The organism is Idiomarina rhizosphaerae, from assembly GCF_024159085.1.
Lineage (GTDB): Bacteria > Pseudomonadota > Gammaproteobacteria > Enterobacterales > Alteromonadaceae > Idiomarina > Idiomarina rhizosphaerae.
The window spans coordinates 583,866-606,972 of the sequence record NZ_JAMZDE010000008.1 but is presented as its reverse complement, the minus strand read 5'-3'; the positions used below and the strand labels follow the sequence as shown (position 1 = coordinate 606,972).

At 44.2% G+C, this 23,107-nt stretch carries 27 protein-coding genes; 22 read left to right on the top strand and 5 right to left on the bottom strand.

The annotated features are described in order from the left end of the window. Nucleotides 1-47: 47 nt before the first annotated feature. Complete coding sequence (locus NJR55_RS13285) at nt 48-929, top strand: hypothetical protein (protein WP_253620370.1); 882 nt, start codon at nt 48-50, stop codon at nt 927-929. Nucleotides 930-1,031: 102 nt separating this feature from the next. On the opposite strand, the gene NJR55_RS13280 is transcribed toward NJR55_RS13285, so the two are convergent. Beyond that, complete coding sequence (locus NJR55_RS13280; RefSeq protein ID WP_253620369.1) at nt 1,032-3,029, bottom strand: winged helix-turn-helix domain-containing protein; 1,998 nt, start codon at nt 3,027-3,029, stop codon at nt 1,032-1,034. A gap of 121 nt (nt 3,030-3,150) precedes the next feature. Here NJR55_RS13280 and NJR55_RS13275 point away from each other — a divergent pair, with 121 nt between their 5' ends. The 10 genes from NJR55_RS13275 (at nt 3,151) to NJR55_RS13230 (ending at nt 9,310) form a co-directional block, all read left to right on the top strand. Continuing rightward, nucleotides 3,151-4,572 (top strand): serine hydrolase domain-containing protein, encoded by a 1,422-nt coding sequence (locus NJR55_RS13275; protein WP_253620368.1) that lies wholly within the window; start codon nt 3,151-3,153, stop codon nt 4,570-4,572. Between the two features lie 277 nt (nt 4,573-4,849). Continuing rightward, nucleotides 4,850-5,293: a DUF1801 domain-containing protein gene (locus tag NJR55_RS13270; RefSeq protein WP_253620367.1), complete on the top strand. Its 444-nt coding sequence runs from the start codon at nt 4,850-4,852 to the stop codon at nt 5,291-5,293. A gap of 42 nt (nt 5,294-5,335) precedes the next feature. Continuing rightward, on the top strand, nt 5,336-5,800 hold the full coding sequence (locus NJR55_RS13265) for a GNAT family N-acetyltransferase (RefSeq protein ID WP_253620366.1): 465 nt from the start codon (nt 5,336-5,338) through the stop codon (nt 5,798-5,800). Nucleotides 5,801-5,802: 2 nt separating this feature from the next. Continuing rightward, nucleotides 5,803-6,264: an N-acetyltransferase gene (locus NJR55_RS13260; RefSeq protein WP_476733803.1), complete on the top strand. Its 462-nt coding sequence runs from the start codon at nt 5,803-5,805 to the stop codon at nt 6,262-6,264. A 124-nt stretch (nt 6,265-6,388) separates the two neighbouring features. Beyond that, nucleotides 6,389-6,985, top strand: coding sequence for a DUF5610 domain-containing protein (locus NJR55_RS13255; protein WP_253620365.1), 597 nt, complete (start codon nt 6,389-6,391; stop codon nt 6,983-6,985). A 177-nt stretch (nt 6,986-7,162) separates the two neighbouring features. Then, a complete protein-coding gene (locus tag NJR55_RS13250; RefSeq protein ID WP_253620364.1) occupies nt 7,163-7,483 on the top strand; it encodes a hypothetical protein in 321 nt (106 codons plus the stop codon). Nucleotide 7,484: 1 nt separating this feature from the next. Next, entirely contained in the window at nt 7,485-7,928 is a 444-nt protein-coding gene (locus tag NJR55_RS13245) for an SMI1/KNR4 family protein (RefSeq protein ID WP_253620363.1), read from the top strand. A gap of 25 nt (nt 7,929-7,953) precedes the next feature. Continuing rightward, nucleotides 7,954-8,190, top strand: a complete 237-nt coding sequence (locus NJR55_RS13240; protein WP_114981973.1) for a hypothetical protein — start codon at nt 7,954-7,956, stop codon at nt 8,188-8,190. Then, on the top strand, nt 8,187-8,501 hold the full coding sequence (locus NJR55_RS13235) for a hypothetical protein (RefSeq protein WP_253620362.1): 315 nt from the start codon (nt 8,187-8,189) through the stop codon (nt 8,499-8,501). Before NJR55_RS13240 ends, NJR55_RS13235 begins: the two co-directional genes overlap by 4 nt. A gap of 41 nt (nt 8,502-8,542) precedes the next feature. Beyond that, on the top strand, nt 8,543-9,310 hold the full coding sequence (locus tag NJR55_RS13230; RefSeq protein ID WP_253620361.1) for a M90 family metallopeptidase: 768 nt from the start codon (nt 8,543-8,545) through the stop codon (nt 9,308-9,310). 33 nt (nt 9,311-9,343) lie between these two features. Here NJR55_RS13230 and NJR55_RS13225 read toward each other — a convergent pair whose 3' ends face one another. Next, nucleotides 9,344-11,689 (bottom strand): DUF748 domain-containing protein, encoded by a 2,346-nt coding sequence (locus NJR55_RS13225; RefSeq protein ID WP_253620360.1) that lies wholly within the window; start codon nt 11,687-11,689, stop codon nt 9,344-9,346. 168 nt (nt 11,690-11,857) lie between these two features. Between NJR55_RS13225 and NJR55_RS13220 the strand changes: the two genes are divergently transcribed. From NJR55_RS13220 to NJR55_RS13185, 8 genes are all read left to right on the top strand, one after another. After that, nucleotides 11,858-12,982, top strand: a complete 1,125-nt coding sequence (locus NJR55_RS13220; protein ID WP_253620359.1) for a phosphatidylinositol-specific phospholipase C1-like protein — start codon at nt 11,858-11,860, stop codon at nt 12,980-12,982. Between the two features lie 80 nt (nt 12,983-13,062). Continuing rightward, complete coding sequence (locus NJR55_RS13770) at nt 13,063-13,929, top strand: AraC family transcriptional regulator (protein ID WP_253620358.1); 867 nt, start codon at nt 13,063-13,065, stop codon at nt 13,927-13,929. A gap of 42 nt (nt 13,930-13,971) precedes the next feature. Next, complete coding sequence (gene blaOXA / locus NJR55_RS13210; RefSeq protein WP_420844469.1) at nt 13,972-14,775, top strand: class D beta-lactamase; 804 nt, start codon at nt 13,972-13,974, stop codon at nt 14,773-14,775. Between the two features lie 122 nt (nt 14,776-14,897). Then, nucleotides 14,898-15,266 (top strand): SMI1/KNR4 family protein, encoded by a 369-nt coding sequence (locus NJR55_RS13205; RefSeq protein WP_253620357.1) that lies wholly within the window; start codon nt 14,898-14,900, stop codon nt 15,264-15,266. A gap of 56 nt (nt 15,267-15,322) precedes the next feature. Further along, nucleotides 15,323-15,697, top strand: a complete 375-nt coding sequence (locus NJR55_RS13200; protein WP_253620356.1) for a hypothetical protein — start codon at nt 15,323-15,325, stop codon at nt 15,695-15,697. A gap of 23 nt (nt 15,698-15,720) precedes the next feature. Next, nucleotides 15,721-17,178: a DUF6892 domain-containing protein gene (locus NJR55_RS13195; protein ID WP_253620355.1), complete on the top strand. Its 1,458-nt coding sequence runs from the start codon at nt 15,721-15,723 to the stop codon at nt 17,176-17,178. A gap of 7 nt (nt 17,179-17,185) precedes the next feature. After that, a complete protein-coding gene (gene lepB / locus NJR55_RS13190) occupies nt 17,186-17,680 on the top strand; it encodes a signal peptidase I (RefSeq protein ID WP_253620354.1) in 495 nt (164 codons plus the stop codon). 123 nt (nt 17,681-17,803) lie between these two features. After that, a complete protein-coding gene (locus NJR55_RS13185) occupies nt 17,804-18,799 on the top strand; it encodes an alpha/beta fold hydrolase (RefSeq protein WP_253620353.1) in 996 nt (331 codons plus the stop codon). 55 nt (nt 18,800-18,854) lie between these two features. On the opposite strand, the gene NJR55_RS13180 is transcribed toward NJR55_RS13185, so the two are convergent. Continuing rightward, nucleotides 18,855-19,436 (bottom strand): superoxide dismutase, encoded by a 582-nt coding sequence (locus NJR55_RS13180; protein ID WP_253620352.1) that lies wholly within the window; start codon nt 19,434-19,436, stop codon nt 18,855-18,857. Between the two features lie 201 nt (nt 19,437-19,637). Here NJR55_RS13180 and NJR55_RS13175 point away from each other — a divergent pair, with 201 nt between their 5' ends. Together NJR55_RS13175 and NJR55_RS13170 are read left to right on the top strand one after the other, a co-directional pair. Further along, nucleotides 19,638-19,976, top strand: a complete 339-nt coding sequence (locus NJR55_RS13175) for a Grx4 family monothiol glutaredoxin (protein WP_011235037.1) — start codon at nt 19,638-19,640, stop codon at nt 19,974-19,976. 140 nt (nt 19,977-20,116) lie between these two features. Continuing rightward, nucleotides 20,117-20,722 carry a peroxiredoxin gene (locus NJR55_RS13170; protein ID WP_011235036.1) on the top strand — a complete coding sequence of 202 codons (606 nt, stop codon included), beginning with the start codon at nt 20,117-20,119 and terminating at the stop codon, nt 20,720-20,722. A 68-nt stretch (nt 20,723-20,790) separates the two neighbouring features. Here the strand turns inward: NJR55_RS13170 and rnt are convergent, their stop codons facing one another. Next, nucleotides 20,791-21,438 (bottom strand): ribonuclease T, encoded by a 648-nt coding sequence (gene rnt / locus NJR55_RS13165; RefSeq protein WP_253620351.1) that lies wholly within the window; start codon nt 21,436-21,438, stop codon nt 20,791-20,793. A gap of 128 nt (nt 21,439-21,566) precedes the next feature. Here rnt and NJR55_RS13160 point away from each other — a divergent pair, with 128 nt between their 5' ends. Beyond that, a complete protein-coding gene (locus NJR55_RS13160) occupies nt 21,567-22,463 on the top strand; it encodes an OmpA family protein (protein WP_011235034.1) in 897 nt (298 codons plus the stop codon). A 5-nt stretch (nt 22,464-22,468) separates the two neighbouring features. Here the strand turns inward: NJR55_RS13160 and nth are convergent, their stop codons facing one another. Then, the gene (gene nth, locus NJR55_RS13155; RefSeq protein ID WP_153849967.1) at nt 22,469-23,104 is read right to left on the bottom strand and encodes an endonuclease III; all 636 of its coding nucleotides are present in this window, start codon (nt 23,102-23,104) and stop codon (nt 22,469-22,471) included. Nucleotides 23,105-23,107: the final 3 nt, after the last annotated feature.

The following is a 23,107-nucleotide window of genomic DNA, read 5'->3' as shown; positions in this document are numbered from 1 at the left end:
CCAACTCTGCCGAAATACGGGCGTTAGGCTAATGGGGAGGAAGCTAATTGTTTTTTGGAGAAATTGAATCGTTTTTGTCTTTAGTCGAGAGGGTGATAAAACCTTTCCGGCGTAATAATAGCGCTGATAATCCGGCTACAGAGCTATTGTCTACGCGTCTAATTGCTGTTTATGAAGCCCATGGAGTACACAGAAACCAAGTCCCTAAGGTTATTGGACAAGGCTTAACTCTTCATGATGTAAGTACTGATGATCGTCTACTTGAAAAACTTAATGATGAAATACTAACTTTCACTTGCCAACTTTTTGGTATAAACAGAGATTGGTTAGATGATGCATCTAAAGAAATTTACCCAGCTTATAATTTCTACAAAGATCCAAAAAGATTTGAAGAGTTTTTATCTACATTATTAGAAACATCCGGTAGTGAAAATCTAGATGGCATATTGCTAACTGTTGATAAAGTTGACCGAGGAACAGAAAGCGTCCTCATATTACAAGAAACAATCGGTTCAATTAACGATAAGCAATACTATCGATACTATCTTTGCAGTGGTTGGGTTTTCTCTTATTGGAAATCGAAAGGTTACCTAACTGCAATTGTCGCTATGTGTTGGAAAAATAACGTGTGTGTTCGAGGTTTGTATGTGAATAAGTCTACAGTTGATAAATATGTTCACGGGAATTTTTTGTTAGATTTTGGAAGTAACGGTATACATGAACTAAAAGGGCTACACTGGTATGCGGAAGATCTAGCTCTTGTTCCTGAAACATATTTGAAAAATATTGATCCCGAAGAAAATAATCATGGTTTAAATGCAGCTTTGTCTTTATGGTTTGAACTTTTCAAGCAAGGTTACCTGGAAACAGGCCTTCCTGAGGCCAATCCAGAATCAGAGTTTAATGAGGCACTGAAAAAGTTAACCTGACAAATAATTTAAGAGTGATTCGCAACGCTTTGCACTTTAAATTCAAGGCTGGAGGCGATTTTACTTTGCTATCTAGCCTCACTGATTGTAAGGTGCTGAGCATCAGCTTTTTAGCAGTACAATATCTTTTTGTTTGTTTTGAGATTCATAAATAATTTTACCGTCTTTTATCGCTAAAACTTTAGTGAGACCTTCCGGTATTTCGTATTCCGCCTTAATAGACTTAGACTTTAAATCTACAACCACGAGAGAGTTTCCTTCGTCAGCTTGAAGCGTGAACAGTAGCTCGGTGCCACTTTTAACCCAACTTAAAACGTGTCCTTGAAGAGCTAACACCTCGATTTCAGTGTCATTTTGCAAACACTGTAATTTATTGGCTTGAACAAAACAGACTTGCCCATCAGTGTCGACTACAGCGTTGCTTGCATTAAGCGTACGTTGATTTAGCGTTTTTTCAGTAGCTAAGTTTATGGTCGACAACTGATTCGATTTACGAGCTAAGGTTAAGACTTTTTCGCTGTTCGGATAGAAATCGACTAAGACTCCATGGGGAGCTGTTAGTTGTTTCACTGAGTATTTATCGTTTTCGACAGAAATTATAATGGGGAAGTCATAGTTTGAAAAACCTAAACGGTTGCTACTGGCATTCCAGACGGGTCTGGAGACCCCCAGTAAGCGTTCTTTATTCTCATAAACCAGCTGAATTTCCTGAGTGGTTAAATCTAAAACATATACTTGAGGAAAGCCTTTTCTCTGGGAAATAAAGGCCAACTTTGACTTATCAGGCGACAGCGAGGGCTCTCTGTCGACAGTATTTGAATTCACTAATTTAGTAACTTGGTCGTTACTAGTTAACGACATTTGTTCAATGTCAGTATCAACCTTAGCCAGACTAAAAAGTATCTGGTCGCCACTTGGCGTAAACTGTGGGTGCTGAACGAAGTCATAACTGTCGTAGTTAATTCTGGACGAGCTACCATCCATCCAAACCGTACTAAGTAAACGACCATCACTTATTACCATCGCCTCCCCATTTGGGTGCCAGGCTAAAAAATATCTATTTTTATTTAAGGTAATAATTTCTGACAATGCTTCTACGTCGCTACTTAACGACAAAGAAAAAATCTTACTTACACCATCCTGGTCAAAACCGGCAAACGCAAGCTTGTTTTGTACTTTGTGCAAATTAATCTCATAGGGCACAAATGTCTCATCAAAATCTTTTAGTTTCGATTTCTTGCCAGAGTTAAGGTTAATGGTCATCAAGCTGACCAGACCATTCTCTTTGGTTAAAGTATAAAGATTGTTGTCGGGACCCCAATGCATAGAGCTAATTCTCTTTTCATCCATAAAAGAGGCGATCGAATTGTAGATATTTAAAGTATTCAAATTGACCGACTGAATTTGCTCACTTTTATTGGAAAAAGTTGTAAACGCCAGTGCATCAGCTTCTGTCGACCAGTCAAATTCCAATACATTGTCATCAACTATGATTTGTTCTTCGTCTGTTGCTATGTCTTTTACCCACAGAGCTCTGTTTCCCTCTGCAGTTTCTGCTATTCGTAAAAAAGCCACCATTGCGCCATCAGGTGAGATCTTGGCATTGAACTCAAGTGCCTCGGTCGAGGTAATAGGAGTTGCCTCGTGGACAGTAAAAGTTGAGTCTGTCTCGGTGGTGAAGGTAAACACAAACAACAAAGCGATGATAGGAATAATTGATAACGCCCAATAAACTCTGTTCCCGAAGCCTGTTTTAGTATGGCTTTCTAATCGAATTTTAGCATTGAGGCTATAGCCCTTTTTAGGAAAGGTCTTTATTAATTCCTGATTTTCTTTACTCAATACTTTACGCAGAATCGTAATGACTCTTCTGATTGAGCCCGGACTAAAAACTGAGTTTGGCCAGACTTCAGCATACAAAGCTTCCTGACTAACCACATTGCCATTATTCGCAGCGAGAACTAACAAAACCTGCATAACTTTTGGTTCAACGGTTTGTACTGAGTCGTTAATCGATAGGGTATTGCGCTGAGCGTCGACTAAAAACTCGTCAAGAAAGAAAGGTGTCTTACCTAAGCTTTCTATTGAAAAATCTGACATTTACAGTCCTTAGTTTTCGTCGATCACAAAAAAATCGCAAAAAAATATCAATTTCTTCATCGACTTACGCGAGTTTTCTGAACAAATTAAGTCCAACATTCTAATACGTTAGGACAAATAAATGCGAACTAAATACATACTTCTATTATTAATACCTGTCTATTTTTCCAACTTAGCATTTGCCGATGAAAAGTTTGCTAAATCCTTTGTGGGCATTTTTAACGAAGGCTCACGAATAGAAGTTATCAAATACTTGCAGGAAAACATGTCAGAGAGTCAGATTGAAAGGTATGGGATTGATGCACATGTTGGCGTTTTACTAAATCAGCAAAATACCTTTGGGCAACTTGAGGTGCAGAAGCACCTTTCCGCGGAAAATGGTAATGAGCGCGTTCGTGTAATTTCAAGCAACAATGACCTTGAATACAATTTAATGATAAATAGAGAGAGAAAAGCTCCGTTTAAGATCAATTATTTCACCTTTGAAGACGTGATATCTGATGCTCAAAAGTTAACAACCATTACCGCACAAGAACTAAAACAGGAACTCACTAACTTTGTTGATAAGTTAGCCCGAAACGAAGCTTTTTCAGGTGTTGTTTTAGTTGCCGAAGGAAAAGATGTCTTATTTCAGGGGGCTGTTGGCTATGCGAATAGACCGTGGCGCGTGAAAAATGAAATAGAGACAAAATTTTCTTTGGGTTCAATGAACAAGATGTTTACAGCAGTTGCGGCGTTACAACTTATTGGACAAGGCAAGCTTAAATTTGAAGACAAACTGATAGATTTCGTAGACACCAGTTGGTTGCCACAAGGAGAAGTCGAAGCAATAACGGTTCGTCACCTCTTAACCCATACTTCAGGCTTTGGAAATTTTTTTAACGACGAATTTAATGACAGTAACAAGGAAGCTTACCGGAATTTAACTGCCTATAAACCTCTTGTATCCAGCTCTCCATTGCTATTTTCGCCGGGTACACGGAATAGATATAGTAACTCAGGAATGCTAATGCTTGGGCTTGTTATCGAAAGCGTAACGGGTACGTCCTATTATGACTACGTACAAGAAAACATTTACAACAAAGCTGGGATGATAAATACAGGTAGCTTCGAGTTGGATTCATCAAATCAAAACTTAGCTACTGGCTATTTGAAACGAAGCTACAGTGATGACTGGGTTAACAGTATTTACACCAGAGCAATTAAGGGCAGCCCAGCGGGTGGTGGTTTTTCTACCGTGGGGGACTTACATAAATTCGCTATAGCATTGACTGAGTATAAGCTACTTAGCAAGGAGCTTACTGAAGAAGCATACAGTGAAAAAACCGACTACAACTCCGCGTTTTGGTATGGTTATGGTTTCTCTGTTAGCGGCGAGCCGAATAATCGAATTGTTGGTCATGGTGGCGCATACTTAGGCGTGGATGCGCGTTTAGACATATATTTAGATAAAGGATTTACTGCGGTTATTTTAGCTAATCAATCTAACACTGTAGCGCCAGTCAGAAGAAAACTTAATGAACTCATTGCAAGATATCGTTAATTTAAATGCTGACAAACCAAAACAGCGGAACAGATAAGGCTAACCTGGTTAGGCCGGGGGGCAAAGGAACAAGCTGAATATGGAAATTATGACAGCCCTTATAACCGTAACTGCTGTCTTGGTACTCGTAACAGCTCTCTACAAGCTGGCGCCGCACAAGGAGCTTGGGTCGTCGCTTTTGATACTGGTGACCACTGGGCTTTTACGAAGGAACTGGGCGATAAATTCGCCAATGCACAACTGAGTTAAGCACTGACTTTACGAATGAAGGCGCGCAATGTCAGAAATAGATGAAACACACCTGAAAGTATCAAACGCTTGCGCGGAGATACAAGCCAAATTCGCTTCCTACCCGGTAGAGGCACAAAGGCAGCTTGAAAATGTTCGCAACCTAATTTTTTCAGTAGCCGAAGAAAATGCTTTGGGTACCGTTGAAGAGACTCTCAAGTGGGGTGAGCCTAGCTATCTTGTGAAAGGCGGTAGTACAATCCGAATGGACTGGAAGCCAAAAGATCCCGATGTCATTAGGGTTTACTTTCATTGTCAGACTGTCTTGGTAGAAACCTTTAAAGAGGTCTACCCGGATGAATTCCAGTACGAAGGAAAAAGAGCTATTGTTATTCCCTTAAGTGCGTATCCCGCGAGCGGACCATTAAGTCATTGCCTCCAGATGGCGCTGAAGTACCATAGCTTGAAGCAGCGACCATTACTTGGAGCTTGAGTTGCTGACACTCGCAGCAGTATTAAACTTCCGGAGGTTTCGGTGATTATAAGGAAAATGGAAGAGAAGGATCTTGAAGCTGTAAGCGCCATCTGCTTAGCCTCGTTTCTTCAATCTGTAGCTGATAGCTTGTCTGATGAAGGCGTATCAACCTTCTCAACAATTGCTGCAAGTCATTCGTTCGGTGAGCGAATGAAGGGCGACAATTTGATGCTTGTTGCTGAGAGCGACGGTAAAACTGTAGGCGTGATAGAGCTCAAACAAGGGCGTCACGTAGCAATGTTATTCGTAAGCCCTGACTACCAGAAGAAAGGTGTGGGTAAAAAATTGCTGGCAGCTGCGTTGGAACACGCGAGAACCGATATTGTAACGGTTAGTGCTTCTCTGTCTTCTGTACCCGCTTATGAGAAGTATGGCTTTGAGTGCAAAGGTGCTACCGGAGAGTCTGAAGGGCTGATTTATCAGCCGATGGAAATTGAACTTAACAGTTCAATGCACGCAAAATAAGTGTGGTAGTTGAGTTAAAAATAGTGAGGGATAGTAAGGTGATTCGGGAGTATAAGGAGGCTGATCTTGAGCGGGTTTTGGAAATATGGCTCTCTGCATCAATAAAAGCTCATAGTTTTATAGAAGCGGAATTTTGGGAGTCAAAGGTTAGCGACATGCGTGAGATGTACATTCCTGCATCAGAGACTTTTGTATTCGAATCTGAAGGGGAAATAAACGGATTCTATAGCCTTTATGAAAACACTTTGGCTGCAATTTTTGTAACTCCAGGTGCTCAGGGCAAAGGAATTGGAACGCTCTTACTTAATGACGCTAAGAGCAGGCGAGAAAGCTTGCAACTTGCGGTTTACAAAGATAATTGCCCGAGCATAAGTTTTTATGAAAAGCATGGATTTATTTCAATGAACGAAAAAGTTGATGAGCATACGGGGCACCCTGAGCTCATCATGGAATATACATCGTAATGCTGTGCTCGAATTCTCCTGATAAAAATAAATAAAAAGGTTAAATTTTAACCGGAAGCGGCCGATAACAAGTTACGGGCTATACTAAAACCAAGCTATAGCCGAACTTTTCAGGAGCAATATTATGTCAATTACTACAGGTAATAGCACCTCCGTAACGGGTTCTGGCAAGCAGAACAGTCCCGCAAAAACCGACGACAACCGCAACAGTATGAAAGAGATGGCGGCGCAGTCTAAGCAGGCAAACAATGCTGGCATTTTGCGCGCTCATGAACGGGTATCGCTGAACAGTAATAATGACTCGCTCAGCTTACTGTATAAAACGGCGCTGGAAGGCATTAACACCGAGCTGGAACCGGTAATGGGCAAAAATGCCACGCAGAAAATTTACGATTCCGGTGTTGATACTTCTCCCGAGGCCACAGCCGATCGCATTGTTTCTTTTGCGACCAATTTTTATGGTCGTTACAAAGAAATGAACCCGGGCGAATCGGAAGAAGATACTCTGAATAATTTCATGGAAGCTATTACTGGCGGTATCGAAAAAGGTTTTAGCGACGCCAAAAATATTCTTACAGGCTTACAAGCGTATGAAGGTGAAGTCGAAAGTGGTGTCGACAAAACCTACGATTTAGTCATGAAAGGCCTGGAAAACTTCCGCGAGAAAATACTGGAACAGGCGGCCAAGTCAGAAGAGTCTGATAACAGCGCTGAGGACTAACCTCGGCGCTTTGCTCCCCGAATACACCTCTGCTAAGTACTTTCGATAAGTTCAGCATCTAACCTTTGAATTGTTGATGCTAAGAGTCATCAAGTTAAGTAAAGGTGCTGGTAATGTTTTAATTTCAAAAGGTAATATAGCCTCCTCAAGACCCTATGGAATACAAAGGACAAACTGTTGGCTCCCCCTGATCACGACACAGATATTGTAAGAAAGTTTATTGATGTGTCTTTGTATCGGGAGCTTGCAGAGACAATACCGGATAAAAATCTGGAAATTATTGAGCTAATTCCGCAGAAAGACAAAGAGCAGATTGCGAATGCCTACAAGCCCTACCTTAAAGGCATGGAGCTCAGCCCTTTTGCTGTCACCTTAGGCGATAACGTGCTTTTTACAAATTCTGTTGGTACTGTCTACTACGTTGATTTTGACTTTGGTGTTTTCGATATGGGTAGGTCTCTCGATGAGTTTGTCGCTGAGTTGAAGAGCGGGCTATGATATGAGCTCCTTCAAGGACTTCACTATCGACCAGGAGAAGTACTGCTTTGGTCATCAGAAAGAATCTGAGGCGTCTCTGGCACGGATAGAGTCAGAGTTGCAGGTGACTCTTCCTGCTGAGTTTAAGTGGTTTTTGCGGGTTTGCGGCTACGGTGATTGCCAGGCGGTCTCGAATCTTGATACAAGCGTTGCTGATACTAAAAGGTTTAGAGAGACTATAGGTCTTCCGAAAAAATATATTGTGCTCGATGACCGCAATGATTCGGGTGTGGTTCTTCTCGATACTGAGTCTCCAGCGGGAACTGTAATCTGGGTCGACACGCATGCACTTCTGCGAATTGCAGCGGGAACGTTAAAAGAAGCTGAACAAGATTACTTTCCCGACTTTGCTTCCTGGGTGAGGTTCTGCGTCGGGGAAGCAATAGATGAAGAAAGTGGCGCATAACATAGTCTTGAATGCACGGAGAGCTATGAAACACGAACTATGGACTGAAGGTGAAAAATCACAGACGTTTTGTCTTTCCGGCCCTCGGGGTGACAGTGCCCGCGGCTTGTTAGGGCCTGGAGCGAAGCTTGCCTGGACCTGCGAAGCTTCATCTTACTTTGAAGCTATGACTAAATATTACGAGTATATGGGCTGGGGAGAATACAAAAGTGGCTTCCCGGAGCAGGATAAAAAAACATATAAAGAGCTGGGTTGGGAATGAAACTGAGTATTGGAATAATCATCGCTATTTGCCTTGTGATATTGGGTCTATGGGCTGCCGATATTGTTAGTGATCGCGGCAATAAAGTAAAAATTACGGAAGCTGTCTCGGCATACAGCAATTGGGAATGTGGCTACTCCAATAAGTCGGGGTGCAGCGTTGTATTTGATGTTCCGGCCGGAACTGACCATGACGTTAAACGTATACGATACGGCAAAGACTTTATGGCCATTCAGATTAACCAGGATGGTTTAAGCGGCTGGGTATTTTCAGGGAAAGGAGTGCAAACTCTTGCGAAACCAAGTAGTTAATCAATTTCACTACTGCGTTTCTGCTCAACGCCGAGGACGCCATGTTTAAGCGATTACGCAATTGGTTTGAGAACAGACGCATTAGAAAAATGGGTTTCACAGAAAGTGAGTGGGAGTCAGCGGTAGCAGACTGGCCGGTAATAGCGCGTTATCAAGGGGCGGAGCGCGATGCTCTGCGAGATATGAGCTTCCGTTTTCTGGTTCGTAAAAACTTTGCATCAGGCGGGGATTTTCAGTTCACCGATGCGATGTGTTTAAAAATAGCGACCATGGCCTGCGTACCTGTTCTGCACCTTGGGTTAGATTGGTACGATCATTTATATAGCATTATTCTTTACGAAGGGGACTTTGTTCCTAATCGTCCGTATCGCAGCGACGACGGTGTTGTTCACCCTCAAAGCCCTGGGTTAAGCGGTGAAGCATGGCTGCGTGGTCCGTTAATTCTCTCCTGGCAGTCGGTATGTCAAACAGGGCCTCATGCTCGTCATGGAAAAGCGAGTAATGTCGTTATTCATGAGTTTGCCCATAAACTCGATATGTTGCGCGATGGTGCCAACGGCGCGCCGCCTATGCATCCGGATATGAAGCCCGGCGAATGGCACGATATTTTTTCGGCGGCCTGGGAGAGGTTGCAGAGCGATTCTATCCATCATAGGCCGTTACCGCTTGATGGCTATTCGTTAACCAGCCCGGCTGAATTTTTCGCGGTATGTAGCGAAACCTTTTTTGAAGACCCTCAGAACATGAAAGAGCACATGCCCGAGGTTTACCGGTTGTTATGTCAGTTCTATCGACAGCGTCCTTGCTGACGAATATTGCTGTGCTCCAACAGCGCGGGCGGCTTAATCCGTTGTAACAGCAAGTTCCATGGCAATCCGTCCGCCTTCTACTGATTCGACTTCCTGGGGTTCTCTAATACGCACCCGATCAGCAGATATACCGCTCTTAGAATTGTTGACCAAAGCGTCGCGTACAGCCTCTGCACGTGCATTTGCAATGGCTTTGAGTTCCTCATTTGTAATCGACTGCGCGGCTATAACCTTTTCAGCTAAGTGGTTGCGATAGGCCAGCGCATCGAATGTCGCTTCATCGGATGACTCACTTGGTTTTTCAGTGAAGCGGTCTTTCAGGGCTTCGAGTTCTGTGTCCGGATAATGAGAGGAAAATATTGCCTCCATAGCGTCCTGACTCGACTCGCTGGTCAGGCTTGGTTCCTCTACCTCGCGACCCTCTTCTGCCAGACGTTGCCGTAAAACTTTCATCGCTTTATCTTCTTTCAGAGCAGGAGCATCGAAAGCTCGGTTGAATGGGCCGGCGAGCTCGAGAGCCAGAGCCGGGCGCTCGTTGAGAGCCTCGCGAAGCTTAGCGATGCGTTCGCGCTGGGGAGGGAGTAAATTGGCACGACCCTCCGGAAACTCGACTTTACCCATTTCTTCTGAGTCCGCGCCCACAAGGTTGGCCAAAAAGCTGAAAGGAGCGGTAACGACAGACTTAATAGCGTTTCCCACGGCCTGTTGGATAACTTTGCCAAAGTCGAATTGCGGGTTGCCAACATCTCCACTCACCGGCAGATTTAGGTCAATGACACCGTCGCTGTCTTGCAGCAATGCAATGGCGAGGTCTAGCGGTAGATCCATAGCGTCGCTGGACTCCATTTTTTCACCGAGTTTCAGGCCATGTAGCACCAAGTTATTTTGTCCGTCTAGCTTCTCCTCATTAACGGTGTAGTCGAGATCAAGATCCATCGTGCCGTCTGCTATTTTTCGGCCAGCGAAGTTCACGGTATAAGGAGAGTATTCCGGGATCTGAAGGTTACGGAATCTGACATTAATAGTCGTCTGGCGCGTTGGATGCCAGGCATGAACGGTGCCGTTTACCTGTGCCAGGCCATATTCTGCAACCTCACCTTCAAGCTTCACCCGTGCCGGCTCAGACGAATCGGAACTCAAAGTAGACACTTCTCCGCTTAGCGTGTGAATACTTGTAGAGAAGGGTAGCGGCAGAGATTTATCGGAAAACTGAACGTCGCCGTCAGACAGCTCAACACCTTCTATAGTGATACCGAACGGTTTGGTTTCCTCGCTTTTACTCGTATCGTCTTTTGTGTCGGCCGGCGCATCAACGACAAGTTGTCCGAAGTTAGTGGTTTTGTCCTGGTTAATGACCACCCGACCGGACAAGCCTTTAACGACAATGGGCGCTGTTTCAATCTCTTTGTTTACTATGTTCAAATCAAACTGTTCGGTCTTAAGACTATCCCATCCAAGGAGAGTCTCGTCGTTAGAAGCTTCTTTGATGTTCAGTGTATTAATGCTGGCAGAGCCTTTAAAAGCAAAAGGTTGTTGTGCATTGGTACTCATTTTCCCATTCAGGGTCAGTGTTCCATTTTCAAGCTGCACGTTCATGAACTGCTGTAGATAAGGTGCCGCCTGCTTCAGTGCCAGTTCATTGATACTGGCACTCCCTTCCAGAGCGGCGTTCGGCAGTAGCTGGAAGGTTCCGTCGAAGGAAAGCTTACCGCCTTTTTCAAGCTGCCCGTCCAGACGAACCGGAAAGTCTGTGTCTTTTTGCAGAGTGAAGTCTTTTACGGATAGCTCAATATTCTGCAGAGCCAGCGACACTTGTTTGGGCTCGGCATCATCATTAGCTGTCACGTTTTTTAAGTTGTCAGCGAAGCGCAGAACTCCGTTCTCCAGATGAAAATTTTTGACTCGCAACGCAGGCATTGGCTCGGATTCTTCTTCGGTTGAGGGCTTGCCAGAGCTCTCAGGGGCAAGGCGTGAGAAGCGCGTTTCACCTGAAGCAAAGCGTTCTTCCTGAATTATTAGCTTGTCTATTCGGATTGCGTCGAAAGTCCAGGTTTGGTCAATAATGCTCGACCATTCCAGGTTGACGAACAGGTTGCCCCAGCCAAATAACTGCCGGTCATCTTTGTCATTAAGCGTAACGCCGTTCATTCGAAGCGTTAGTGTATACGGGTTAGTGTGCACCGACTCTATGCGCAACTCACGGCCAAAATCTTCTTTAGCCGTATTCACCGCAACGTACTGGATTATCCAGGGTAAGGCAAAAAAGCCCAGCAAGGTGTAGAGAATAACCAGTACCAACAGCCAGAACCGAATGCGACGCGGAGAGGCCCATTTTTCTCGCAGATAGTTGCCGAATTGACCAAGTGAGCTGCCGTGCATAATAGAGCCTCCGTTAAAGCGAGTAATAATGCACAGTGTAGCCGCCTAAGCGGCCATCGTCACTTTAGTGTAACGTAAATTTCATTTCAGTAGCCTAAGTACTGTGGTGTAGTAAAGCGTTTAGTGAACTGGTGGTGACTCAATGCGCCTAATTTTTAAGGAAATAAAATGTGCCGCTTTAAAGCTTTTAGTCTGGTAATTATTACCGCTTTTTTCTCGTCTTCTGGCCTGGCAGACACTTGCACAAATACACAGGATTTAGAAAAGCACAATCAGACCTCAGCAAGGTTAAAAATAAATCAAATTCAGACCATAGGCACGCACAATAGCTATAAAAGAGCACTGCCTGCGGCCGAGTTGAGCACGCTGGCAGAGTTGCTGGGGGAGGAGACGGCGGAGTCACTGGACTATTCTCACGTCTCGCTTGAGGAACAACTTAATGAGGGGGCACGTCAAATAGAGCTGGATATCTACTACGACCCGGCTGGCGGACGATTTACCTCGCCATTGTTACCTGAAATGACTAAAAACCAACCTGGTTCTCGCGAGTTTGATCCAAGTGTTATGGCATCGCCGGGCTTCAAAGTATTCCACATGCAGGATATTGATATCTGGTCAAATTGCCCATTACTAGAGGACTGCCTGACTCAGATACGTGACTGGTCGCTTTCCAATCCAGAGCATGTGCCTATTCTGCTGATGTTTAATACCAAGCAGCAAAAACTCCCGGAGATAAACGGGACTGACCCTTTGCCCTATACATCCACCGCATTTGATGTTTTGGAAAAGGCTTTTTTGGCGGTATTCGACTCTGAACAGTTAATAACACCAGATAAGGTCCGCGGGAAATATACAAGTTTAAGACAGGCTGTATTAGCGGGGAACTGGCCATCTCTGGAACAAAGCAGAGGCAAGTTTATTTTTCTGGTTGATGAAGGCATTGACGTTACTCGAGCTTATCTTAATGAATCTAATAATTTAAATAACAAATTATTTTTTATAAACTCGGTTTCCAGTGACGATGAAAATGCTGCAATATTTGTGAAAAATAATCCTATTGAAGAGCAGCAAGAAATTAGTGCTTTGGTTAAACAGGGCTTTATGGTCCGCACCAGGGCTGATGCCAGCACCCGGGAGGCCCGCAACAACGATACCCGTCGTTTTGAAGCCGCATTGGAAGCGGGAGCACAATACATTACAACGGATTACTTGTTCCCACGCGAAGAATGGAGTAGCTACTCGGTTAGATTACCGGACAACAATGTCGCGCGCTGTAATGCTAAGGCACTTTAATTGGTTTATAGCAACTTTGGTCAAGATAAAAGGTTCGGCAGGTTTTAATATTAAGAAGCTTAGGAGAGAGGACTGTCGAAGTGAAAAACTATCAGGATCGTTTTGTTGAAGTCGTTAATTACATAGAAGCTAATCTCGATTCGAATCTTGATATAGAAAAACTTTGTCAGCTTGCCTATTTGTCGAAGTACCATTTCCACAGACAGTGTTCGGCCTTTTTTGGCATGACGGTTATGTCGCTCGTTAAAGTACTTCGACTCAAAAGGGCGGCCTATCAGCTAGCCTATCGCAGCGATACGAAAATTGTTGATATTGCGCTGGCAAGCGGTTATGAAAGTCATGAAGCATTTTGTCGGGCGTTTAAAAAGCTATTCAATAAAACTCCGTCTGACTTTAAGCATTCTCCTGACTGGACTCCTTGGCACTCTCATTATGAACCCGTGCTAAAACTGAGGACAAAGATCATGAATGACAAAGTTAACTTAAACGTAGAAGTTGTGGAATTTCCTGAAACGCTGATAGCAACATTAGAGCACAGAGGTTCTCCGAGGTCGTTAGGTAATAGCATAAGGAATTTTATTGAATGGAGAAAAGAAAATCGGCTGCCACCGGGTAAGAGTAAAACATTCAACTTGTTGTATGACGACCCAAATATAATCGCGCCAGAGGATTACAGGTTTGATTTATGTTGTTCTATTCAGCATAGGATAGAAGAAAATGCAGATGGCATTTTGAATAAGGTTATCCCGGCAGGAAAGTGTGCTGTAATTAGGCATATTGGAAGTGATGACGCTCTGGGGGAACCGGTAAATTATCTATATTCCGAGTGGCTACCTGAGTCATCTTTTGAATTGAGAGATTTTCCGATCTTTCTGGAAAGAGTCAGCTTTTTTCCTGACGTTCAGGAGAATGATTCAGTTACAGACATCTACTTGCCAGTTAAGTAAGCCATAGAATAAAAACGTAGCGCCAGACCTTTTGGAGACAAAATGAAATTTAGCTTATTCACGCTTTTTATATTGAGCTTTTCCGTTCCCGTTTGTGCGGAGACTCAGGAGCGCTCTGATTGGGGAAGCGTATTCGAAAAATATGAGGTCCAGGGCACTATTGTTGTAGTCGATGGACGTGAAAATGAACAGACGACACTGGTGTTTGATAAAGAAAGGGCAGAAAAGCGGTTTTCGCCAGCCTCAACATTTAAAATTCCGCACACACTTTTTGCCCTTGATGCTGGCGTCGTTCAGGACGAGTTTGAAGTGTTTAAATGGGACGGAGTGGAACGCAGTTTTGCCGGACATAATAGTGACCAGAACCTGCGCTCGGCTATACGTAACTCAACTGTTTGGGTTTATCAGCAGTTCGCAGAAGACATAGGAGCCGAAAAAGCGAAAAGCTATTTAAAGCGTATTGATTATGGGAATGCAGCTCCGTCTGAGGATATCCGTAATTATTGGCTGGATGGTAAGTTGGCTATTTCTGCCAATGAACAGATCGCCTTTTTGCAAAGGCTCTACCGTAACGAACTGCCTTTTGCGGTAGAACATCAACGGTTGATAAAAGATCTGATGATTGTTGAAGCTGAGCGGAAGTGGATTTTGCGAGCAAAAACTGGTTGGGAAGGTCGTTTTGGCTGGTGGGTAGGCTGGGTCGAGTGGCCTGAAGGTCCGGTGTTTTTCGCATTGAACATCGACACACCGAATCGGATGGCTGATCTTGCAAAACGCGAAAAAATCACACGTGAGATTTTGACTTCTATTGATGCCTTACCTAGTCATACAGCTGAAAAGAAATAGTCAACGTCGTTGAATTGGCGTGACAGAAAAAGTATAAGAAATGGAATTCACTTTAAAAATATAGAATAAGGATAGTTGTATTAGCCTCGTCTGCGCTTTTAGCCAGAAGTACAAGGAACGTTATGTTTAAAATTGAAGATATCCCCCAAAAATTTAAAGAATGGCTAAAAAGAGATGGCCTGTATGGCAATTTGCATGAGTACAGCCATACCATTCTTGCTCTTCCAACCGAACTCGAAGTTCAAGAAGGCATTAACTTGCTGGTGAGAGAATCTGAAGCTGAATGGTTTCCTAATTCATTTCAGTGGCCGGACGATTATTGGATAATCGGGGAAGATGGCACCGGCAATTTTTATTTCATATCTAAGCAATCTGAAGATCAGGAAGTCTACTTTTACAATCACGAAACGTTAGAAAAAGAGGACTTTGAACCTTCTATAGAGCATTACTATAAGTATTGTAAAAGTATAGAAGTTGGAAGCGATGAATAGGTTGAGCAACTCGAGCTCATTGCTGAAATGAAGCCAGATTCTTTAGAGCATGATAAATGAACATTGAAATTGAAAGTTACTATGAGCTTCTGGCCTTACATAAGACGCTAATGGCCGTTAAGTTCGACGAACACTCTTCTCTCAAAGACGCGCAAGGTAGCCCTTTGACGGCAAGCCTGGCTTTTAAGGTGTTCGATTTACTCGTCTCATCCAGTTTCGACGAAGGCCAGAAAAAACGAGCTCAAGACTGGATCGCGTGGCAGCGCGCCGACAGGAACCGACGGGAAACAAAACTACTTCTTAAGCATATAGCTGATTCAGGTTGGTGGAGAGAGGCCTCGCCCCGGGAACGAGAAGAGTATGTACGGGACTTTATGGCTCCGTTGATATTGAGCGATGAAGCATTTAATGAAATTCTCAAACATGAATAACAACCCTTTGAGGCTGGCACTTAATGGTATTCGAAAACTTTCTTGAGGCAGTTGAAGGCCCTGACCGAGACTTAAATTTTGCCATTAAGTCCGGTAGCAAAAAAACATTAGGCATTATTGGTAAGCTCTCGCAGAACGTTAATGCTTATGATGATGAAGCAAAGCATACACTCGTACGCCAGTTGTTCTCATTGGCTGCCAATATTGACCTTCGTGACAAGAAAAGTGGTCAGCTTATTGCGGCTATTGGAACGTATTTTTTAAAAGCGTCGAAATCGGCAGAGAGTGCAAAATTTATATTTAACGAGTGGTCTGGCCGACTGCTTTATCTGGACTATAACAAGAAAGAAGAGTGTCAAGCCGCGTATCAATGGTTACTGTTACTAAACCAGAGCGACGGAAGCGCTCCCAGCCCGCGTGAGCTGGTAAAAGTATTTGATGAGTCACAACCGGTTCTCAGCGAAATCTACAAAAAAATATCGACGTGCTTTAGTGTCGAAAGTGTATTGGCAGATAAATCGGGCCTTCAGCCGGGCTACAAACTCGTCGAAACCTTTTTAACGACCTATTTTTATCATTCAGACAGCTGCCCCTCCAACTATGAGTTATGGGCGCTTAGCTGTGTCGAAAGAGACATCAGCTTCGGTAATGGCTTGATTCTCTCTGTATTGCAACGCTCCTATGAGCACCCTCAGGTTGTGGCAGGGCTCATTGATTTATATATAACCTCTATGGTTGATGAAAACGATGATGGAATGGCCTGGCGGCTTTTCTTTGACCTATTCGACCCTGAAGAATATCCGGCTCAGCAGCTAAATCAAATATTCGTTTATCTGGAGCCTAAAGTCAGACAGTGGACTGATGAGCAAAACGAGTACGCAATTAATTGTCTATTTGCTCTAGAGCAAGATGATAATGACTCGGTTAAAAAATTACTTACGGACTCAAAAGGGGTAGGGAAACTGGCAAATTTACTGGCGTTCAATGGCAATGGTCGTGCTGCGAAGCAGTTATCGAGTTTGCTGGCGCGGGATTTGAGTCCGGCATACAAGCTTCCTACCGGCGGTGAAGCTCAGTTCGAAGATTTGAATTTTAAATTAATGATTATTGATGAGCTTATGTACATCAATAAGTTGTTGTCTCCTAGATTTAATTTAAGAGACTTCACTAAAGCCTATGACGCGAGAGAAATTTCAGTTTCAGGTTATGAAAGCATACCGGAAGCTCTGGATTACATGAGGGGGCTGGCTATTCCGCAAGAGTTACTGTCCCGTATTACTCATTTAAGTTATGACGCTTCAAGAGAAATTTATAGCCAGCTAGTACCATTCTGGGATGGCGAAGATGATCGTTTTGAGGTGTCGTCATTAAGCGACTTAGATAAGTTCGAAAATATTCAGGAAATAGAAGGTTTCAACGAACAGCTGGTTGAGTCGTTTTCACCAATTATTGAAAGCAAAAATATAACGGTTATTAAGTAGCTTAAAGATGAGAAAAAATGTTTTTTTAATAATTACGATATTGTTTAGTGTTTCTGCTTTTAGCCGTGAATTCGTTCAAAATGGTTCCTCAATGGAGCCGACAATAAAAGCCGGACAGACAGTTGAAATAGGGATTCTTTCGTCTTTCGGCTATGAACCCAGCCGCTGGGATGTGGTTGCCGTGAAAAATCCTCAGCAATTTAATCTTTTGGTTTTCAGAATCGTAGGTCTTCCTAATGAAACGATTCGACTCCAGGAAGATGGTGTCTATATAAATGATGAGAAAGTAAAGCTACCAGAAAAGCTGATTGAGTCTGGAGTGCAGTATTTGCCGGCTAGTGCTGTTATAAAACGTAAAAAATATTCTAATAGCTTATATGCAACAGGCGAAGAAGAATATTTCCTTCTTGGTGATAACACGGTTAATGCCAACGATAGCCGCTTTGAGCTTGGTATTATCCATCGCAGCTTGATACTCAATAAAATTGAGGGTGATCTCTGATACCAACCTATTCCGATAGCCTGGAGTGTACTCTTGAATTTTGCGGATGTAGCCGAAAGGAACTATCGTGTCTAAATGATGACCGAAACAGTAACGACTAAAAGTTTAACTAAGGATTTGCACATGCGTACCTGGATTTATACCGTGTTTACCGCTTTTCTATTCGGGCTGACAGCGTCGGCTTCTGCTGACGACCACGCCCCGAAATACGACGCTCGTTTGAGTAGTTATTCTTACCCTTTTGAAGTTCATACCTTTGAATTCGACAGCCAGCGACAGAAACTGGAAATGGCTTATATGCACTTACCGGCCAAAGGTGAACAGCCAACGATTTTGTTGCTGCATGGAAAAAATTTCGCAGCCGACTACTGGGAGAAAACCGCTAACTATCTTCACGAAAAAGGCTACGGGGTACTTATGCCGGATCAAATCGGCTTTGGTAAGTCCTCCAAACCGGAGAATTATCAGTTTTCCTTCGAAGCTCTGGCCAATAACACTAAAGGGCTAGTGGAGTCGCTTGGAATCGATAAGCTTGTTGTTATGGGTCATTCCATGGGCGGCATGCTGGCTACCCGCTATGCTCTGAACCATGCCGACAATGTCGAGAAACTGGTGTTGGTTAACCCTGTTGGCCTGGAAGACTATTTGCGTTATGTGCAATACAAAGATCCGGCTTTCTTTTATAAGAACGAACAGGGCAAAACCATTGATAAAGTCCGGGCCTACCAGAAGAAGAATTACTATGACGGTAAATGGTCAGAGGATTACGAAGCGTTAATCAAAATTCACGAAGGCTGGATAAACGGCGATGACTGGGATCTGGTAGCCTGGAATAACGCGTTGACTTACGACATGATTTTTACCGGTAATGTATCTAACGAGTTTGACCAATTAACGGTACCAACGCATCTAATTCTGGGAACCCGGGACACCACCGGCCCCGGCCGTGGCTGGAAAAAAGAAGGCGTTGATTATCAGCTTGGCCGCTACGACCAACTAGGTGAAATTGTGGTAGAGCAAATTCCCGATGGTCACTTGTATGAGCTGGAAGGCCTTGGTCATATGCCGCAGTTTGAAGCGTTTGACCGTTATCGTGAGCAGTTGGATAAGATTTTTTAATAACAAACAAAAAAGGCGCCAAACGGCGCCTTTTCTAATCATTCACAAGTTTGCTTTAGGCAAAGTTCTTGTTCACGAAGTCCCAGTTTACTAGCTTCCAGAAAGCTTCTAAGTAGTTAGGACGAGAGTTACGGTAGTCGATGTAGTAGGCGTGTTCCCAAACATCAACGGTCAGCAGAGCTTCTACGCCGTCGTGAGCGACAGGAGTATCTGCGTCGTCAGTGTTAAGTAAATCGACAGAACCGTCGGATTTTTTCACAAGCCATGTCCAGCCAGAACCGAAGTTGCCAGCAGCGCTTGCGTTGAACTCTTCTTTAAATTTCTCGAAAGAGCCAAACTTTTTGTTGATAGCTTCTGCTACTGGGCCAGTTGGTTCACCGCCGCCGTTCGGGCTTAAGCAGTTCCAGTAGAAAGTGTGGTTCCATACCTGAGCAGCGTTATTGAACAGGCCGCCTTTTTCAGACTTAATAATGTCTTCCAGAGACTTGCTCTCAAGATCGGTACCTTTAACGGCGTCGTTCAGTTTGCTCACGTATGTAGCGTGATGCTTGCCATAATGGTATTCCAGAGTTTCTTCTGAAATATGAGGTTCCAGAGCGTTTTTCTCGTATGGAAGAGCCGGTAGTTCAAATGCCATAATTTTTTCTCTCCGTTCTTTATGAGTGCAAATGTGCGACCTGCACGTTAACTTGTGCAGGTTCTTTCTTGTTATACCTTACGATATATAGGGCTGACTGGATTGCTTTTCAAGGAAATCTTCCAATTTAGGACAAAACTTTATAGGCTGTGTTAAAATACCTGAGTGTTTTAATCAACCATTATATTAAGCAGAGGTGTTATGGAAACGGTTGACAGAATTAAGCAGCAAATCGAAGAAAACCCAATCCTGTTGTACATGAAAGGCTCTCCGAAGTTGCCTAGCTGTGGTTTCTCTTCACAAGCATCACAAGCCTTAATGGGCTGTGGGCAGGCATTTGCTTACGTTGATATCCTGCAAAACCCGGATATCCGTGCAGAACTGCCTAAGTACGCAAACTGGCCAACTTTCCCGCAGCTTTGGGTTGAGGGTGAACTGGTCGGCGGTTGTGATATTATTATGGAAATGTTCCAGAACGGCGAACTGCAAGAATTGGTTTCTGAAGTTGCAGAGCGTCATCCGGAGCCTTCAGCGGAATAAGTAGCCTTCAGCTGAATAGAATTTAAGCAAATAGTAGACAGTCTGTAGTGAATGTCGTGGTTGACCTTGTTTTTTCGTTGAGGCATCCCCATCACTACAGGTGAAGATTTAACACACTCAACATTAAATGGAGAGAATCGATGTCTGTATTAGTAGGTCGTAAGGCACCTGATTTTACTGCAGCAGCAGTATTAGGTTCAGGTGAAATTGTTGAAGATTTCAAACTGTCAGATGCCATCAAAGGCAAAAAAGCAGTGGTTTTCTTCTATCCGCTGGACTTCACTTTCGTATGTCCTTCAGAGCTAATCGCATTTGATAAACGTTTAGACGAATTCAAAAAACGTGGCGTAGAAGTCATCGGTGTATCAATTGACTCTCAGTTTACTCACAGCGCATGGCGTAATACGTCAACCGACGCTGGTGGTATTGGTCAGGTGAAATACCCGTTGGTTGCTGACGTTCGTCACAGCATTTGTAAAGCGTACGACGTTGAACACCCACAAGCTGGCGTTGCGTTCCGTGGTTCATTCTTAATTGATGAAGAAGGCATGGTTCGTCACCAGGTCGTTAACGACTTGCCATTAGGCCGTAACATCGACGAGATGCTGCGTATGGTTGACGCGCTGAACTTCCACGAGAAGCACGGCGAAGTTTGCCCAGCAGGCTGGGAAGAAGGTAAAGAAGGCATGAAAGAAAACGCAGAAGGCGTAGCTTCTTACTTGTCTAAAAACGCTGACAAACTGTAAGCGTTTACTGAATTGAGAAAGCCGCTCGTTTGAGCGGCTTTTTTTATGTCTGAATTTCGAGTGTACAGTTAACTTTTATCCTGACGCGACTCCGGTGGCCAGCCACCGAGTTCCTTCCAGCGGTTAATCATCCAGCAATAGAGTTCTGCGGTGCGTTCGGTGTCATATAAGGCTGAGTGTGCTTGTTTACCGTCGAACTCAATACCGGCGGCCTGGCAGGCTTTAATGAGCACAGTCTGACCGAGTGTCATTGACGCCAGCGATGTCGTATCAAAACTGACAAAAGGATGAAACGGATTACGCTTTAAATTGGCGCGCTCGGCGGCGGCCATCACAAAGCCGTGATCAAAGTTTGAATTATGTCCCACTAAAACACTACGCTGACAACCTGCGGCTTTCTGTGCTTTTCGTATAGGTTTAAATATTTCACGCAGCGCTTCTGCTTCATCTACGGCGCCGCGCAAGGGGCAGTGCGGGTCAATGCCGTTAAAGTCGATAGCCGCCTGTTCAATGTTGGAGCCTTCGAAGGGCTTTACGTGGTAATGAACGGAGTCGACCGGCTTGAGTATTCCGTTGTCATCGAAATCCAGCAAGACTGCAGCTATTTCCAGTAACGCATCGGTTTTTGCGTTAAATCCCGCTGTTTCGACATCGACGACTACCGGCATGTAGCCGCGAAAGCGTTGTTTCATAAGCGAGTTAGAGCTGTCTGACATAGAATTTCCGTAGTGAATAAAACATAACGCCATTATGCCAAAGATAACTGAGTTCTGCTTGCAGAAATACTAAAGCAACTGCAATGCTTGCCGATAACAGACGTATCAGAAATAAATCAGGGGCGCTTATGAAAAATTGGCCGATGTTGACTGCTGTTTCAGCCTCGCTGCTGCTATTAAGCGGGCAGGCACAAGCAAACTCAGTCAGGCACTACAGTGCAAACCTGGATAACTCCGCCTGGCAGATCAGTGAAAAAAACCGCTTAGCCTGCGAGATGGAACATGAAATTCCTCGCTACGGTAAGGTGCGGTTTCAAAGTGAAGCGAGCAAAGAGCTCAATTTGCGCATGAAAATGGAGATGCAGAAGTTACCGGATAGCTATGGTGTGTCTGCTATTGAGTCGGTACCGCCACGCTGGCAGCCCGGTGAGTCCAGTTACCGTATTGGTAATATGCAACTGTATAAGCAGTTTGATGGTGAGCTGCAAAAACAACTGGCATGGACTTTGTTAAGCGAGCTGGAGAAAGGGCGGTATCCCACGTTTTTCTATGATGACTGGTACAACAACCGTGATCAGGTGGCAGTGTCTTTGTCGTCGGTGAACTTTCGTCGTACTTATGATGACTTTATGAGCTGTGTTAATGCGTTATTGCCTTTCAGCTTTGATGATATTGCGTACACGGTGCTGAACCATGAAGCCGACAGCGAAAAGCTGACTTTGTCGTCGCAGCGCAAGCTTAAACAGATTAGCGACTATCTTCAGGTGGATAATGAACTGGAACTGGTTCTGGTAGATGCGTATACCGATTCGCTTGGTGCGCGCGGGCCAAACCAGGAATTAACCGAACAGCGCGCGAAAGAAATTCAGCAGTTTTTTGTTGAGCGTGGCATAGACGCCGAGAGGATTAAAACGGTTGCTCACGGTGAAGATCGTCCGGTTAAATCCAATGACAATGAGATAAACCGTCAGATTAACCGCCGGGTTATTGTGCAATTAACAAAACCGTCGTCGATTGAGCTGTAATAAGCTCAATCGCTGGTTTTTTCTTTAAACTCGCACAAGTCTTCAATAACGCAAGAACCACATCGGGGCTTGCGGGCTATGCAGGTGTAACGACCATGCAGAATTAACCAGTGGTGCACGTCGACTTTAAACTCAGCCGGCACCACTTTTATCAGTTTTTCTTCTACTTCTTTGACATTTTTCCCCGGCGCCAGTTTGGTGCGGTTAGACACGCGGAATATGTGCGTGTCTACGGCAATAGTCGGCCAGCCAAAAGCGGTATTTAACACCACGTTTGCGGTTTTACGACCAACACCGGGCAGGGCTTCCAGCGCAGCTCTGTCTTCCGGTACTTCGCCGCCATATTCTTCAACCAGAATTTTGCAGGTTTTGTAGGCGTTCTCGGCTTTGGAATTAAACAGCCCAATGGTTTTTATATATTCTTTTATGCCATCCACACCCAGAGCCAGCATTGTTTCTGCGGTGGGCGCTGCGGGAAAGAGCTTACGAGTGGCTTTATTAACCCCAACGTCGGTTGCCTGAGCGGATAACAAGACCGCAATCAGTAACTGAAAGGGTGAGTCATATTCCAGTTCAGTGGTGGGGTTTGGGTTGTTGTCCCGTAGCCGGCTTAAAATCTCGTAACGCTTGGTTTTATTCATAAT